A 16,969-nucleotide genomic window follows, 5' to 3' on the forward strand; every position below is an offset into this window, starting at 1 on the left:
GGACCGGCCGGGCCATGGACGCCCGGCCCGGCAACGGCCACCGCACCACGGATCGGAACATCGCAATGGACACCACGCCCTCGCCGTCGCAACCGGCTCCTTCCACGGAGGCCGGCGCGACCGGCCGCGTCGGCCTCTGGCGCCGCGCCAGCCAGGCCGTGTTCGGCCAAATGGCCTGGACGCCGCCGCCGTGGCTCGCCGCGCTCGCCGCGCGCATCCGCCAACGCCCCGGCCTGTACCTGGGCAGCCTGCTCGGCCTGCTCGCCGCGGCCTGGCTCGCGCACTGGCTGATCACCCGGCCCAAGCCGGTGATCCCCGGCGCGCTCAGCGTCGAACTGCACGCGCCCGAACTCACCGACTACGAACGCAAGCCGCCGACCGTGAGCCGGCTGAGCCTGACCTTCTCCGACTCGGCCGCGCCGCTCAAGCAGATCGGCAGCGCGCCGGTCGGCGTGAGCCTGAAGCCCGAACTCAAGGGCGCGTGGACCTGGGAAGACGACAAGACCCTGGTGTTCGTGCCGGCCACCGACTGGCCGGTCAAGACCAAGTACACGGTCGAGGTCGATCCCAAGACCAGCGTCGCGCCCGAGGTGGCGCTGCAGGAACACGAATTCGAATTCGAGACCGCGCCGTTCAAGGCCGAGCTGTCCACCAGCGAGTTCTACCAGGACCCGCAGGACCCGGCGCTCAAGAAGGGCGTGTTCGAGCTGAAGTTCTCGCACCCGGTCGACGAGGCGCAGTTGCAGCGCCGCATCGCCCTGTCGCTGGTCGACGGCGGCGGCAGCGCCCAGGCCGCGCCCAAGTACACCCTCACCTACGACGACGCCCGGCTCAAGGCCTGGGTCCATTCCGAACCGCTGAAGCTGCCGGAGAACGGCGGCACCCTGAGCCTGGAGGTCGCCGCCGGCGTGGTCAGCGCGCTGGGCGGCGAAGGCAGCCCGGAAAAACTGTCCGCGCAGGTCAAACTGCCGTCGCTGTACAGCGTCAACGTCGACGACGTCAGCACCACCCTGGTCGAAAACGAACGCTTCGAACCCGAGCAGGCGCTGGTGCTGGGCTTCAACAACGCCATGCGCGACACCGAGGTCGCCGGCGCGACCCGCGCCTGGCTGCTGCCGGCCAAGGACCCGCGCCGCCCGGCCAAGGAACAGAGCGGCAACCGCTCCTGGTCCACCGGCGATGTCGACGAGGCCGTGCTCAAGGCCGCCACGCCGCTGCCGCTGAGCCCGATCGCCGCCGAGCGCGAATACACCCCGGTGCACAGCTTCAAGTTCCAGGCGCCGCCGGACCGCTACATCTATGTGCGCGTCAACAAGGGCCTGAAGGCGTTCGGCGGCTTCCTGCTCGGCCGCGACCACGCCGTCGCCCTGCGCGTGCCCGAATACCCGAAGCTGCTGCGCTTCGTCGGCGAAGGCGCGCTGCTGTCGCTGCGCGGCGAGCGCCGGGTCAGCGTGGTCTCGCGCAACGTGCCGCGCGCGCGGCTGGAGATCGCCCGGGTCCTGCCCGAACAGATCCAGCATCTGGTGTTCAACAACGAAGGCAGCTACGCCAAGCCGCGCATGTACAACCTCGACGCCGACAGCCTGGTCGAGCGCGAGGAGCGCCGCCTGACCCTGCCGGCCGAGAATCCGGCCAAGGCCCATTACGAAGGCGTGGACCTGGGCGCCTACCTCAAGCCCAACCGCCGCGGCGTGTTCCTGCTGAGCCTGCGCACGATGAGCGACAGCGACGCCGAGCGCCCGAGCGAGGAGACCATCGCCGACGACGCCGGCAGCGAGGAGGACAGCCGCCTGGTCGTGCTGACCGACCTCGGCATCGCGGTCAAGCAGGGCCTGGACGGCCGCCGCGACGTGTTCGTGCAGTCGCTGTCCAACGGCGCGCCGGTGGCCGGCGCGCGGGTGCGCGCGGTGGCGCGCAACGGCGAGACCCTGGTGGAGGCCGACACCGACGCGTCCGGTCGCGCCCAGCTGCCGTCGCTGAAGGGCTTCAAGCGCGAAAAGACCCCGACCATGCTGACCGTCAGCCAGGGCGAGGACTATTCGTTCCTGCCGATCGACGACTACCGGCGCAAGCTCGACTACTCGCGCTTCGATATCGGCGGCGAGCCCAACGACATCGAGGCCGGCGCGCTCAACGCGTTCCTGTTCTCCGACCGCGGCCTGTACCGCCCCGGCGACACCATCAACATCGGCATGATCGTGCGCGCCGCCGACTGGAAGCGCCCGCTCGCCGGCCTGCCGCTGGAATGGGAGTTCACCGACCCGCGCGGCAACGTCGCCCAGCGGCAGAAGCTCAAGCTCAGCGAACAAGGCTTCGAAAGCGCGAGCTTCGCGCCGAGCGACAGCGCGCCCAGCGGCACCTGGCAGGTCCAGCTGTTCCTGCTCGGCCGCGACAACGAGCGCACCAGCATCGGCTCGACCTCGGTGCAGGTGCGCGAGTTCGCGCCGGACACGATGAAGGTCGCGGTCAAGCTGTCGGCCGACAATCCCAAGGGCTGGATCAAGCCCGAGCAGCTCTCGGCCGTGGTCAGCGCCGAAAACCTGTTCGGCACCCCGGCGCAGCAGCGCAAGGTCGAAGGCACGATGGTGCTGCGGCCGTACTTCCCCAGCTTCGCCCAGTACCCGGGCTACCAGTTCTTCGACCCGCAACGGGCCAAGGAAGGCTACGACGAGTCGCTCAGCGACCAGGCCACCGACGCCCAGGGCCAGGCCACCTTCAAGCTCGACCTGACCAAGTACGAGCGCGCGACCTACCAGCTGAGCTTCCTGGCGCGCGCGTTCGAACCCGGCAGCGGCCGCAACGTCGCCGCGCAGACCAGCGCGCTGGTGTCGAACAACGACTTCCTGGTCGGCATCAAGGCGGTCGACGCGCTCGACTACATCCAGCGCGGCGCCAAGCGTTCGCTGCAACTGCTCAGCATCGGCCAGGACGGCGCGCCCAAGCCGGTCGCGGGGCTGCGCGCGGTGGTGGTGGAGAAGCGCTACGTCTCGGTCCTGACCAAGCAGGATTCGGGCCTGTACCGCTACGTCTCGCACGAGCGCCGCTACGACCTGCGCGAGCAGCCGCTGGCGCTGGCCGGCGGCCGCCAGAACATGGCCCTGCAGACCGACCAGCCGGGCGACTTCGTGATCGAAGTGCGCGCGGCCGACGGCAAGGTGCTCAACCAGATCGGCTACCGTGTCGCCGGCGCCGCCAACCTGTCGCGTTCGCTGGAGCGCAACGCCGAGCTCGGCCTGACCCTGTCCAAGCCCAGCTACAAGCCCGGCGAGACCATCGAGGTCAGCATCCGCGCGCCCTACCCCGGCGCCGGCCTGATCACCATCGAGCGCGACAAGGTCTACGCCCACGCCTGGTTCCGCGCCGACAGCACCGCCAGCGTGCAGAAGATCGTGCTGCCGGCCGATTTCGAGGGCAACGGCTACGTCAACGTGCAGTTCCTGCGCGACCCGAACTCCGACGAGATCTACATGAGCCCGCTGTCGTTCGGCGTGACCCCGTTCGCGGTCGACCGCGGCGCGCGCACCCAGCCGCTGAGCGTGAGCTTGCCGAAGGTGACCAAGCCGGGGCAGACGCTCAACGCCTCGATCGTCACCGAAGGCAAGGCGCGGGTGGTGCTGTTCGCGGTCGACGAGGGCATCCTGCAGGTCGCGCGCTACCGCGTCGGCGAACCGCTGGATCATTTCTTCCGCAAGAAGATGCTGCAGGTCGACACCGCGCAGATCCTCGACCTGTTGCTGCCGGAGTTCAGCCGCCTCGCCAACGCGGCCGCGCCCGGCGGCGACGGCGAAGGCGGCATGGCCAAGCACCTCAATCCGTTCAAGCGCAAATCCGAGAAGCCGGCGGTGTGGTGGTCGGGCATCGTCGATGTCGACGGCCATCGCGAGTTCCCGTTCGTGCTGCCCGACCACTTCAACGGCAACGTGCGGGTGGTCGCGGTGGCGGTGACGCCGCAGCGCATCGGCATCGTCCAGGACGAGGCCATCGTCCGCGGCGACTTCGTGCTCACGCCGACCCTGCCCACGCACGTGGCGCCGGGCGACGAGTTCGACCTGCCGGTCGGCGTCGCCAACACCATCGAGGGCGCCAAGCAGGCGGTCAAGGTGACGGTGAACCTGCAGCTGCCGCCGGGCCTGAGCCTGGTCGGCGCCGCGCCGGCGCCGGTCAGCATCGCCCCGCGCAACGAAACCACGGTGCGCTTCCGGGTCCGCGCCGGCAACGCGCTGGGCGCGCTGCCGGTCGCGATCCAGGCGGTGTCGGGCAACTACAACGCCAAGCGCCGGATCGAGCTGTCGCTGCGTCCGGCCATCGTCGCGCGACAGGACCTGATCGCCGGCCGCGCCGACAAGCGCAGCGTAATCCAGCCGCTGCGGGCGATGTTCGACCAGCAGGCCACGCGCCGGATCTCGGCCTCGGTGTCGCCGCTGGTGGCGGTGGACGGGCTCAGCGCGTATCTCGCCGATTACCCGTACCAGTGCAGCGAGCAGGTGCTCAGCGGCGCGTTCCCGGCGCTGGTGCTGGGCGCGCATCCGGAACTGGGCAAGGTGGTCGCGACCGGCAAGGGCGATCCGCGCCAGAACGTGATCGACCTGCTGCGCGCGCGCCAGAACAGCGAAGGCGGCATCGGCCTGTGGACCGCCACGCCCGACGCCGACGACTTCGTCACCGGCTACGCCGCGCTGTACCTGATCGAAGCGCGCGAGCGCGGCCAGGCCGTGCCCGACGATCTGCTCAAGTCGCTCAACGGCTACCTCGAGCAGCGCGCCTCCGACCGCTCCGGCAACGACCTGCCGGCGCTGCGCAACCGCGCGCTCGCCGTGTACCTGCTGGTGCGCCAGGGCCGCACCGCGAGCAATCTGTTGAGCGCGGTGCACGAGCAGATCAAGCGCGACCAGCCCAAGACCTGGGAGAACGACGTCGCCGGCCTGCTGATCGGCGCGAGCTACCAACTGCTGCAGCAGGACAAGCCGGCGCGCGCGCTGGCCACGGTGGCGCTGCGCCGGGCCAACGCGGCCTCGGCCACGTCGAGCACGCCGTATGCGTCCTACTACGACGGCGGCATCGACCAGGCCTGGACGGTGTACCTGCTGAACCGCCACTTCGGCGCGCTCAGCCGCGACCTGCTCAAGCGCACGGCGCTGGAACGCCTGCTTGATCCGTTGCGCCACAACAGCTACAACACCCTGTCCTCGGCACTGACCGTGCTGGCCCTGGATGCCTACGCCTCGGCCCAACCGCAGCAGCCGCTGCCGGTGCTGGAAGCGGCCGGCAAGGACGGCAAGTCGCGGCGCATCGGCGCGGCCGCGGGCGTGATCAGCCGCGGCGACTTCGCCGGCGGCGACCTGCGCCTGTGGGTGGCGCCGGGCGGCGACGCGCCGGCGTGGTACCTGGTCAACCAGACCGGCTACGACCGCGCGCTGCCGAAGGCGGTGCAGGACAAGGGCCTGGAAGTGGTGCGCGACTACCTCGACGACGCCGGCAAGCCGGTCGCCGCGATCAAGCAGGGCCAGGAAGTGACCGTGCGCCTGCGCCTGCGCGCGCTCGGCGCGCCGATGCGCGACAACATCGCGGTGGTCGACCTGCTGCCGGGCGGCTTCGAGACGGTCATGCAGTACGCCGCGCCGGCCGCGGACGCGAGCGAAGGCAGCGAGTCGGAAGACGAGTGCGGCGACGAGTGCGGCGAAGGCGAGGACGGCGAAGGCCAGCCCTCGCGCGACGGCCCCGACCCGAACGCGGCGCCGGCGCAGACCCTGGCCCTGCCGGGTTCGAGCTTCCAGCCGCAGCACGTCGAACAGCGCGAGGACCGGGTGATCCTGTACGGCCGCATCGGCGGCGAGGCCAGCGAGTTCCGCTACAAGGTGCGGGCCAACAACGCCGGCAACTTCGTGGTGCCGCCGGCCTATGCCGAGTCGATGTACGAACGCTCGGTGTACGCGCAGGGCGGCCCGGCCGGGACCTTGCAGGTGACCGCGCCGACGCCGTGAGCCCGATGCCATGAAGGTGTTGCCGTCCCTGCGCCGGGGACTGAAGCGATGGCGGTGGGCGCCGGCAGTGAGACTGCTCGTGGCGCTCATCGCCCTCGCCGCGGCGCTGAGCGTCGTGAGGTTCTATCCGCGCCCCGGCCTGGCCGACGCGATCCCGCTGTCGACCGTGGTGCGCGACCGCGAGGGCCGGCTGTTGCGGCTGGCCCTGGCCAGCGACCAGCGCTATCGCCTGTGGGTGCCGCTGGAGCAGATCTCGCCGCAGTTGGTCGAGTCGGTGATGCTGCAGGAGGACGCCTGGTTCTATTGGCATCCGGGCTTCAATCCGGTCAGCCTGGTGCGCGGCGCGTGGTCGACCTACGGCAGCGGCGAGGCGCGCGTCGGCGGCTCGACCCTGACCATGCAGCTGGCGCGGCTGCGCTGGCGGCTGCAGACCCGCGACATCCGCGGCAAGCTGGTGCAGATCGCGCGCGCGGTGCAGTTGGAGCTGTGCTATTCCAAGCGCGAGATCCTCGAGGCCTACCTCAACCTCGCGCCGTACGGCGGCAACATCGAAGGCGTCGGCGCGGCCAGCCTGATCTATTACCGCAAGCCGGCGAGCGAGCTGACCCTGCCCGAATCGCTGGCGCTGGCGGTGCTGCCGCAGGCGCCGTCGCGGCGCGGCCGGCTGGCCGCGCGCGAGGACGACGCCTACTACATCGGCGCCGGCCTGGAAGCGGCGCGCGCGCGCCTGTACGCGCGCTGGCGCGAATCGCATCCCAGCGATCCCGCCCAGGACGCGCTGCTGCGCCTGCCGCTGCGCCTGCGCAGCGCGCGCGAACTGCCCTACCGCGCGCCGCACCTGGCCGACCGGGTGCTGGCCGAACGCGCCTGGCATCCGCAGTCCGGCCCGGAGCTGACCACCACTCTCGATCTGCGCCTGCAGCGCCTGCTCGAAGAACGCGTGCGCAACTACCTGCGCCAGGGCCGCAGCCGCGGCCTGCGCAACGCCAGCGCGATGCTGATCGACACCCGCGACATGGGCGTGCGCGCGCTGGTCGGCTCGGCCGACTACTTCGACGCGTCCATCCACGGCCAGGTCAACGGCGCCGCCGCCAAGCGCTCGCCCGGCTCGACCCTGAAGCCCTTCATCTACGCGCTCGCGCTCGACCAAGGCGTGCTGCACCCGCAGACCGTGCTGCGCGACGTGCCCAGCGCGTTCGGCCCGTACACGCCGGAGAACTTCGACGGGCGCTTCATGGGCCCGGTGACCGCGACCGAGGCGCTGGTGCGCAGCCGCAACATCCCCGCGGTCTACGTCGCCGCCCAGCTCAAGCAGCCGAGCTTCTACGACTTCCTGCGCCAGGCCGGGGTCAGCCGCATGGCCAGCCGCGACCATTACGGCCTGGCCCTGGTGCTCGGCGGCGGCGAGGTGACGATGGAGGAGCTGGCGCGCATGTACGCCATGCTCGGCAACGATGGCCGCCTGCGCGCGCTGCGCTGGCGCCAGAGCGATCCCGAAGACGACGGCGCGCGCCTGCTCAGCGCCGAGGCCGCCTTCGTGACCCGCGACATGCTGCGCCACAACCCGCGCCCCGACGCCGGTTCGCAATCGGCCTCGCGGCCGCTGCCGGTGGCGTGGAAGACGGGCACCTCGTGGGCGTTCCGCGACGCCTGGAGCGCGGGCCTGGTCGGCCCGTACGTGCTGGTGGTGTGGTTGGGCAACTTCGACGGCGCCAGCAATCCGGCGCTGATCGGGGTGGAAGCGGCGGCGCCGTTGTTCTTCGACATCGTCGACGGCCTGCAGGCCGCGCGCGTGGATCTGGCCGAACCGGCGCGGCAATGGCCGCTGAACCTAAAGCGGGTCGAGGTGTGCCGCGCCAGCGGCGACCTGCCCAACGCCTGGTGCCCGCAGCGCGGCACGACCTGGTTCATCCCCGGCAAGTCGCCGATCCGGATCAGCACCGTGCACCGCGCGGTGATCGTCGACAACGCCACCGGCAAGCCGGTGTGCGGGCGCTTCGATCCGGCGACGATGCGCCAGGAGGTGTACGAATTCTGGCCCTCCGACCTGGCCCAGGTGTTCGTCCAGGCCGGCATCCCGCGCCGGCGCCCGCCGGCCGGGCACGACTGCGGCGGCGCGCAGGACTGGCTCGGCAGCGCGCCGAGCATCACCTCGCCGTTCCGCGCCACCCGCTACACGATGCGGCTCTCGCACCCGGAGCAGTTGTCGCTGAGTCTGGCGGCGACCGTCGACGCCGACGTATCGCGCCTGTACTGGTTCGTCGGCAACACCTTCATCGGCAGCGCCGAAGCCGGCAAGGCGCTGGCGTGGACGCCCGACCGCACCGGCCAGTTCCGCCTGACCGCGGTCGACGACCACGGCCGCAGCGACGAGCGCGAGATCGAAGTGGCGGTAGTGAAGTAACCGCCAACCGCCGTCTCATTTTCCTCCGCTGGGCGGATATTGCGCGCGTATACGATTCTTGCGAAAGATTTATTAATGCGACAAACCAAATGACTATGCTGAATGTCGAGAATCTCGACGCGAAACACGCTTCGGGTTTGCGTACTGGCACACAAAGTGCGCATGACGCGCTAGTCACCGCAGGCGTGGTCATTTATTCTAGACCTCGGTCCGTCCGGCATCCGATATTCAATCGCGAAGCCGCTAGCGATTATCACCCGGACGCCTTTCCGGGCGGACCGCGATTGGGGCGGCGGCGATTAATCATTAATATAATTCAGTAATGGCGGAGAAACATTCGGCCGCCACAGTTCTTCGGCGATTAATCATGACGGTTGGCGCCGGCACGGGCCGCATTTGATTTTCTTGATCGGAGGGATTCGTGGAAGGAGCTGTCTCGCGAGAACGGCCCGGCGGCGCACGTACGCAATCGCCGCAGGCCCCCGGGTGCAAGCAGTACCTGGAAGACGTCCTGCATAAACTGCAGGCCCTGGTCGCCCCCGGGCACGACCTGGCCGAGGAACAACAGGCCGCGACCCGGGCGTTGTTCGCCGATTTCATTTCCGGCTGCCTGCAGATGTATTTCCTGCACGGCGGCGGCACCGGCCTGCTCGCCGCGCCGCCCTGGCCCGAACCCGCCGCGCCGGACCCGCGCGCGGCCAAGGAACGCACGCCGCACGAGCGTCCCTGGTACCTGAGCGAAGTCGCCGCCGCGCCGAAGCCGGCCGAGACCTCGCGCGCGATCGCGCCGGCCTACCCCGCCTCGGCGCTGGATGCGTCGACGCGCCACGCGGCCGCCTATCCCGAGCCGGCGGCGCATACGCCGCGCCCGCATCCGCTGCAACCGCTGCGTCCCCTGCCCGTCCCGGCGCTGTTCGAGCGCGCCAACGAGCTGACCGAACGCGAGAAGGAAGTGCTGCAGTGGATCGCCGAGGGCCGCACCTCGCGCGAGGTCGGCCTGATCCTGTCGATCGCCGAGCGCACGGTGAAGTTTCATCTGCGCAACATCTACGCGAAGTTGAACGTGCTCAACCGCACCCAGGCGGTCAGCATCGCCAACCGCATGAACCTGGGTTGAGCGCGGACCGCGCGGCGACGGCGCCGCGCGGTCTTCCGCGTCCGTCCCGGCCGAATCGCTCGACCGTGGACGAGAGCGAGGCCGCGACGGGTCAGCCCAGTTGGGTCCTGGGCGCAGGCATCGCCCGCGACAAGGTTTCGCGCACGCAGTCGACCACCGCCGCGCGGTGGCTGTCGACGAACAGGTGGCCGCCGTCGAAGCGGTGCAGTTCGCAGCCGGCCTCGGTCTGCTCGGCCCAGCGCCCGACTTCGCTCCAGCGCCCTTCGCGCTCGCGTTCGCCGACCAGCACGCTCATCGGCACCCGCAGCTTCGGCCCGGGGCGATAGGCGTACTCGCAGGCCAGGGCGAAATCCGCGCGCAGGGTCGGCAGCACCAGGGCCATGAACTCGCGGTCGCGCAGCACTTCCGCCGGCGTGCCGTTGTAGTCGCGCAGCACCTCGATCAGCGCTTCGTCCGGCAGCGTGTGCAGGTTGCGGCCCTCGCGCCGGTAACCCGGCGCCTCGCACGCGGATACGAACAGGTGCAGCGGCGCCGGCGCGCCGAGCCGCTGCAGGCGGCGCGCGACCTCGAACGCGAGCAACGCGCCGAGGCTGTGGCCGAACAGCGCGAACGGCTGCCGCGGCTGCGCGGCGATGTCCGCGGCCAGGCGCTCCACCAACGGTTCCATCGCGTCCGCCGGCGGCTCGCGCAGGCGCACGCCGCGGCCCGGCAACTGCACGCCGCAGACCTCGATCTGCGCGCCCAGCGCGGGCTGCCACGACAGGTACATGCCGGCGTCGCCGCCGGCGTAGGCGAACCCGTACAGGCGCAGCGCGCGCGGCGCGCCGGGCCGGCGCAGCAGCCACGGCAGGCGCGGCGGGTCGGACGGCAAGTGCGACGGGGAAGACAGCGGATACGAAGTCGGCATCGGGGACGGCTCTGGCAACGCAATCGGTCGGGGCGGAGGACGGCCGCGGTCAGGATGCCGCCGGCTGCGGCTGCGGCTGCGGCTGCGGCGGCGCGTCGTGCGTACGCCAGCGCGCCCACAGCCATTCCTCGACATCGCGCATGCAACTGAACAACACCGGCATGAACACCAGGCTCAGCGCGGTCGAGGACACCAGCCCGCCGATCACCGCGATCGCCATCGGCGCGCGGAACGCGGCATCGAGGCCGGCGCCGATCGCGGTCGGCAGCATGCCCGCGGCCATCGCCAGCGACGTCATCACGATCGGCCGCGCGCGCACCCGGCACGCCTCGACGATGGCCTCGCGCCGCGGCGCGCCGGCGCGCATGCGCTCGAGCATGTAGTCAACCAGCAGGATCGAGTTCTTGTCTGCGATCCCCATCAACATCAGCACGCCGATCATCGCCGGCAGGCCGAACTCGGTCCCGGTCAGGAACATCAGCGCGAACGCGCCGCCGATCGACAACGGCAGCGCGGCCATGCGGGTCAGCGGTTGCAGCCAGTCGCGATACAGCAACACCTGCACCGAATACACCAGCAACAGGCCCGCGCCGATGGCCTTGAGGAAGCTGGCCATCAGCTCGCCCATGAATTCGGCGTCGCCGGTGTCGAGCACGCTGACCGAGCGCGGCAGCTCGCGCATCGCCGGCAGAGCGCGGATCCTCTCCAGCGCGGTGCCCAGGGCGATGCCGTCGAGGTTGGCGCTCAGGTCGATGCGGCGCTGGCGGTCGTAGCGTTCGATCGTGGTCGGGCCGACGCCGAAGCGCAGCGTCGCCACCGCCGCCAGCGGCACGCTGCCGCCGTCGGCGGTGGCCAGCTTGAGGTTCTCCAGCACGCCCAGGTCGCGGCCGAATTCGCGCGGCAGGCGCACCCGGATCGGCACCTGGCGGTGGTCGTAGTCGAACTTGGCCAGGCGGTTGTCGTTGTCGCCGATGGTGGAGATGTTGATCGCATCGCCGATCTGCTGCGCGGTGATGCCCAGCTGCGCGGCCTTGGCCGAATCGACGTTGACGGTGATCTCCGGCTGCTGCTGGCCGCTGTCGCTGGCGACGCTGCTCAATCCCTTCAGCCCGCGCATCTGCCGCTCCAGCGCCTCGGCGGCGCGGGCCAGCTCGGCCGGGTCCTCGCTGACCAGCGACAAAGTCAGATCCTTGCTGCCGGTGGCGTTGTCGAAGCGCGCGCGCAGGTCCGGCAGCGCTTCCAGCTGCGGCAGCATGGCGTTGCCGAAGGCGCGCTCGTCGAGCGCGCGCTCGCGCGCCGGCACCAGCTTGGCCAGCACCGTGGCGCGGTTGACCCCGCCGTCGCCGGTGCCGGCGGTGGTCAGCGCATAGGCCACTTCCGGCCGCGACTTGAGGATGCGCGCGACCTGCTGCGCGGCCGCGTCGGTGTCGGCCAGGCTGCTGCCGCGCGGCAGCTCGACGCTGACGCTGGCCTGGCCGAAGTCCTGGTACGGCATGAAGCCGCTCGGCAGCAGCGGCACCAGCGCGAACGAGGCGACCAGCGTGGCCACCGCGATCGCCACCGTCTTCAGGCGATGGCGCAGGGTCCACTCCACCGCCGCCAGATAGCGCCGCGTCCACGGCCCGTCGCCTTCCTCGTGCCCGTGCCGGGGCATGCGCAGCAGGCGCGACGCCAGCATCGGCGTGATCAGCCGCGCCACCGCCAGCGAGAAGAACGCGGCGATCGCCACGGTCAGGCCGAACTGCTTGAAGTACTGGCCCGGCAGGCCGTCCATCAGCCCGACCGGCAGGAACACCGCGCAGATCACCAGGGTCGTGGCGACCACCGCCAGGCCGATCTCGTCGCTGGCCACCAGCGCCGCCTCGCGCGGGCCGCGGCCTTCGCGCATGTGGCGGTGGATGTTCTCGATCTCGACGATGGCGTCGTCGACCAGCACGCCGGTGACCAGCGACACCGCCACCAGGCTGACGAAGTTGAGGGTGAAGCCCAACCACTGCATGCACAGGAAGGTCGGGATGATCGACAGCGGGATGGTCAGCGCCGCGATCACGGTGGCGCGGCGGTCGCGCAGGAACGCGAACACCACCAGCACGGTCAGCAGGGTGCCTTCCAGGAAGGTGTACATGGTCGAGCGGAAGCCGGTCTCGGTCAGCTCGACCAGCGAGAAGATCCGGCGGAACTTGAGGTCGCCGCGGCGCTGTTGCAGTTCGTCCAGGCGCTGCTGCACCGCACGCGCGACCGAGACCTCGCTCGCGGCGCGGCTCTTATACACCGAGAAGGTCACCGCCGGGCGCCCGTCCAGACGGGTGACCGAGCGCGCCTCGGCGCCGCCGTTGGCGACCGTGCCCAGGTCGCCGAGCTTGACCTCGCGCCCGCCCGGCACGGCGATGCGCAGCTCGCGCAATTGCTCGACCGTGGCGGCGCGGCCGACCGTGCGCAGCGCGTACTCGGTGCCCTGCAGCAACACCCGTCCGCCGGGCACGTCGGTCTGGGTCTGGGCGAGCTGGCGGCTGACTTCAGCGGCGGTGACGCCGAGCGCGGACAGCGTGGCCGGGTCCAGGGTCACGCCGATCTCGCGGTCGATGCCGCCGCCGCGCTGCACCCGCGCCACGCCCACGATCGACAACAGCTCGCGGTGCAGGCTGTCGTCGATGAACCAGCTCAGTTCCTCGGCGCTCATCTCCGGCGCCTCGACGCTGTAGACCAGGATCGCCTCGCCGTTGTCCTCCGAGCGCTGCACCACCGGCTCTTCCATCGTCGTCGGCAGCTGGTTGCGCACCTTGGCGACCGCGTCGCGGGTGTCGTTGACCGCGCGGTCGATGTCGGTCTCCAGGGCGAACTCGATGGTGGTCAGCGACACGCCCTCGACGATCTTCGAACTGACGTGGCGCACGCCCTGCAACGAAGCCAGCGAGCCCTCGACCTTGCGGGTGATCTGGTTCTCGATCTCCGACGGCGGCGCGCCGGGCTGCACCAGCTGCACGGTCACCACCGGCATGGCCACGTTGGGCATGTTGGTGATCGGCAGCTCCAGGAACGCCAACATGCCGGCGATGGTCAGCAGCGCGAACAACAGGATCGACGGGATCGGGTTGCCGATCGACCAGGCGGACAGGCTCTTGCGCATGTCAGCGGCGCGCCTGGGTCAGCGCGACGATGTCGCCGTCGCGCAGGAACGGGCCGGCCTTGGCGACGATGCGCTCGCCGGCGTCGATCGCCGCGACCACCACGTGCTCGGGCGTGCGCGCGACCACCTCCACCGGCAGCCGCCGCACCGCGTTGCCGCCGCGCACCGACCACACGAACGCGCCGGCGGCATCCTGCTGCAGCGCGCTGCCGGGCAGTACCCAACCTTCGACCTGGGCCACGGTGATGCCGGCCTCGCAGAACATCCCGACCGCGGCGCGGTGCGCGCTCTCGCCCGGACGCTGCAAGGCGATGCGCACGCTGGCCGAGCGGCTGGCGCTGTCCACGCGCGGGGCGATCAGGCGGATCTCGCCCTGGATCGGCGCGCTCTCGCCGGCCAGGCGCAGGCTCGCCGGCAGCCCCACGCGCAAGCGCGCGACCTGGCGCTCGGGCACGTTGGCCTCCATTTCCACCAGCCCGTCCTTGGCCAGCTTGAACAAGGGTTCGCTGAAGCTGGTCAGCCCGCCGATGGCGGCGCTGCGCTCGTAGATCAGCCCGTCGGTCGGCGCGACGATGCGCGCGCGGCGCACGCTCAGCTCGGCGTTGCGCAGGTTGGCCAGCGCCACTTGATAGGCCGCGTTCTTCTGCGCGACGAACTCGCGGCTGACCGCGCCGGAAGGCTGCAGCGACTGGACCCGCTCGTACTCGCCGCGGGTGCGCTCGTACTCCGAGCGCAGGCCGGCGCTCTGGATGCTGAGGTTGGAACTGTCCAGCACCGCCAGCAGCTGGCCCTTCCTGACGTAGTCGCCGACGTCGGCGTGGATCTCGCGCACCTGCTGGCCGGCCAGTTCCGGCACCACCATCACGTTCTCGCGCGGCACGGTCGCGCCGACCACGGCGATGGCGTCGTCGACCGCGCGCTTGTGCGCGGCGACCACGCTGACGGTGAGCACCGGCGCGGCGATCGTCGCGGCCGCGGCCGGCTGCGGCCGTCCGGCCAGGCCGAACCAGACGACCGCGCCGACGACGGCCAAGCCGATGCCGATTCCCAGGTAGCTGCGAGTGGCGCTCATTGCATCGATTCTCTTGGAGGATGGTGCGTTGCGCGCGCGCCGCCGCGCTGCGTCCCGCGGGGCGCGGCGCGGCGGACGAGGCCCGGATCAGGCGGCTTGCGCTTCGAGCAGTTCCTGCAGTTCGCAGAACTTCTGGTTGAAGGCCTTGACGATGTCGCGCGAGGAACCGAACTCGTAGCCCGACTGGCGATAGAAGTAGCGCAGCACTTCGAACTCGCTGTCGCTTTCCGAGCCGCTCATCAGGTAATCGATGAACTCCATCGAGCCGCGTTCGTGGACGAAGTTCCAGGTCACCGAGATCGAGTCCTCGACCACGATCACGTCGTGCAGCCAGCCGTGCGGGATGTAGATCACCTCGCCCGGGCGGATGAAGCCGTGGTAGTCGGGCTCGACCGCGAGCCGGCCCAGCTCGGCCCCGCGCACGTCGAGGAAACCGCCGAACGAGCTGCCGTCCTGGCGCCGCGCGGCCAGTTCGTCCGCGCGCGAGGGGTGGTACATCGCCACTTCCTTGACCCCGTGGAACTGCGCCACCACCGCGTCGCTGCAGAACGGATCGCGGTGCATGCGGGTGCGCGCGCCGCGCGCGGACACCAGGATGCCGCGGTACGGAAACGCATCGACGGTGGCATCGGACTGCGGCCGCGCCGGCACCAGCAGGCCCTGCCGGGGCAGGAACGCGGGCATGCGCCAGCGCAGCGCCAGGCGCGCGAAGGCTTCGTCGCCCCAGGCGTGGTCGACGCCCTTGAGCTGGTTGTACCAGCGCACGTACGGCACGCCCTCGCGGTAGTCGCCGGCGTGGCCGAACTGGCGGTCGAGGTAGTCGGCCAGGGTCGCCACTTCCTGCAGGTCGAACAGCGCGTCGTAGACCTGCACCGGCAGGTCGCCGAGGTCGGCGCGGAACGCCGCCGGGGTCCAGCGCGCCGGATCGAAGTCGAGCTCGCGCACCACCACCGGGCGGTTGCGTTGCACGTAGTCGGCGACGAAGGTCGCTTCGTCGAGCGAATCGAGCGCGGTCAGCGGTTTCATGCCGGCGCGCCCTGCGCCGCCGCCAGCGGCGCCAGCAGCTCGGCCAGTTCGGGCCGGTGCGCGGCGCGCAGGTCCACCGCGATGGCGATGATCTCCAGCGCGCGCGCCAGCACCTCCGGCTCGATGGTCAGCGCCGGCATCAGCTTGAGCACCTGCCCGCGCGGGCCGCAGCATTCCACCACCAGCCCGCGCTCGAAACAGGCCTGGATCACCGCCGCGGTGTCCTGCTCGGCGTGGAATTCCAGGCCCTGCATCAGGCCCAGGCCGCGGACCTGGCGGACCATCGCCGGGTGCGCCTGGGCGATGGCCTCCAGCGCGCGGCGGATGCCGGCTTCCTTGTCGGCCAGCTCGCGTTCGAACGCGTGGCCGTCCCAGTAGCGGCGCAGCGCCTCGGCGGCGGCGACGAAGGCCAGGTTGTTGCCGCGGAAGGTGCCGTTGTCCTCGCCCGGCGACCAGGCGTCGATGCCCGGGCGCACCAGCAGCAGCGCCATCGGGAAGCCCATGCCGCCGATCGACTTGGACAGGCACACCAGATCCGGCTCGATCTGCGCGCGCTCGAAGCTGAAGAAGCGGCCGGTGCGGCCGCAGCCGGCCTGGATGTCGTCGACGATCAGCAGGATGCCGAACTCGGCGGTCAGCTCGCGCAGCTTGCGCAGCCACTGCACCGAAGCGACGTTGAGGCCGCCCTCGCCCTGCACCGATTCCAGGATCACAGCCGCCGGCAGGTCCAGGCCCGAGCTGTGGTCCTCCAGCAGCTTGCGCAGGAAATCGACCGTGTCGATCTCGCCCAGGTAGCCGTCGTAGGGCAGCCGCGAGACCGAACCGTAGCCGACCGCCTGGCGGTGGTAGCGATTGGCGGTGAGGTTCAGCGACACCCCGGTCATGCCGTGGAAGGCGTTGGTGAAGGCGACCACGTTCTGGCGGCCGGTGACCTTGCGCGCCAGCTTGATCGCCGACTCGACCACGCTGGTGCCGGTCGGGCTGGTGAACTGCAGGCGGTAGTCGAGTCCGCGCGGCTGCAGGATCAGGCGCTGGAAGGTCTCGATGAAGTCGCGCTTGGCCTGCGAGTGCAGGTCCAGGCTCATCATGATGTTGTCGCCGCCGATGTAGTCCAGCACCGCCTGCTTGATCGCGTCGTTGTTGTGGCCGTAGTTGAGCGCGCCGGCGCCGCACAGGAAGTCGATGAACGCCTCCCCGCGTTCGTCGTAGAGGTAGCTGCTCTTGGCGCGCGCGAACACCACCGGGAACTCGCGGCAGTACGAGCGGGCTTGCGATTCGTATTTCTCGAAGGCTTCCAGTGCGTTGGCGTTCATGTGGATCCCCATTGGATTGTTA

The 16,969-nt window shown here is 70.6% G+C and carries 8 protein-coding genes; 3 read left to right on the plus strand and 5 right to left on the minus strand.

The window, feature by feature from the left end; genetic code table 11:
* The first annotated feature begins 65 nt into the window (after positions 1 to 65).
* The 3 genes from JHW41_RS14725 to JHW41_RS25980 all read left to right on the plus strand — a co-directional run bounded on the left by JHW41_RS14725 (position 66) and on the right by JHW41_RS25980 (position 9,502).
* Positions 66 to 5,981, plus strand: coding sequence for an alpha-2-macroglobulin family protein (locus tag JHW41_RS14725; protein WP_250442908.1), 5,916 nt, complete (start codon positions 66 to 68; stop codon positions 5,979 to 5,981).
* A gap of 79 nt (positions 5,982 to 6,060) precedes the next feature.
* Positions 6,061 to 8,385 (plus strand): penicillin-binding protein 1C, encoded by a 2,325-nt coding sequence (gene pbpC, locus JHW41_RS14730; RefSeq protein WP_241833818.1) that lies wholly within the window; start codon positions 6,061 to 6,063, stop codon positions 8,383 to 8,385.
* Between the two features lie 421 nt (positions 8,386 to 8,806).
* Positions 8,807 to 9,502, plus strand: coding sequence for a helix-turn-helix transcriptional regulator (locus JHW41_RS25980; protein WP_284499499.1), 696 nt, complete (start codon positions 8,807 to 8,809; stop codon positions 9,500 to 9,502).
* A gap of 91 nt (positions 9,503 to 9,593) precedes the next feature.
* On the opposite strand, the gene JHW41_RS14740 is transcribed toward JHW41_RS25980, so the two are convergent.
* The 5 genes from JHW41_RS14740 to ectB form a co-directional block, all read right to left on the minus strand.
* Entirely contained in the window at positions 9,594 to 10,409 is an 816-nt protein-coding gene (locus JHW41_RS14740; protein WP_250442910.1) for a thioesterase II family protein, read from the minus strand.
* Positions 10,410 to 10,458: 49 nt separating this feature from the next.
* On the minus strand, positions 10,459 to 13,536 hold the full coding sequence (locus JHW41_RS14745; protein WP_250442913.1) for an efflux RND transporter permease subunit: 3,078 nt from the start codon (positions 13,534 to 13,536) through the stop codon (positions 10,459 to 10,461).
* Position 13,537: 1 nt separating this feature from the next.
* Positions 13,538 to 14,608, minus strand: coding sequence for an efflux RND transporter periplasmic adaptor subunit (locus JHW41_RS14750; protein WP_250442915.1), 1,071 nt, complete (start codon positions 14,606 to 14,608; stop codon positions 13,538 to 13,540).
* 87 nt (positions 14,609 to 14,695) lie between these two features.
* Positions 14,696 to 15,634: a cupin-like domain-containing protein gene (locus JHW41_RS14755; RefSeq protein ID WP_250442918.1), complete on the minus strand. Its 939-nt coding sequence runs from the start codon at positions 15,632 to 15,634 to the stop codon at positions 14,696 to 14,698.
* Positions 15,631 to 16,947 (minus strand): diaminobutyrate--2-oxoglutarate transaminase, encoded by a 1,317-nt coding sequence (gene ectB, locus JHW41_RS14760; RefSeq protein WP_250442921.1) that lies wholly within the window; start codon positions 16,945 to 16,947, stop codon positions 15,631 to 15,633. The genes JHW41_RS14755 and ectB overlap by 4 nt, the downstream gene beginning before the upstream one ends.
* Between the last annotated feature and the right edge of the window lie 22 nt (positions 16,948 to 16,969).

The organism is Lysobacter enzymogenes (genome assembly GCF_023617245.1).
GTDB lineage: Bacteria > Pseudomonadota > Gammaproteobacteria > Xanthomonadales > Xanthomonadaceae > Lysobacter > Lysobacter yananisis.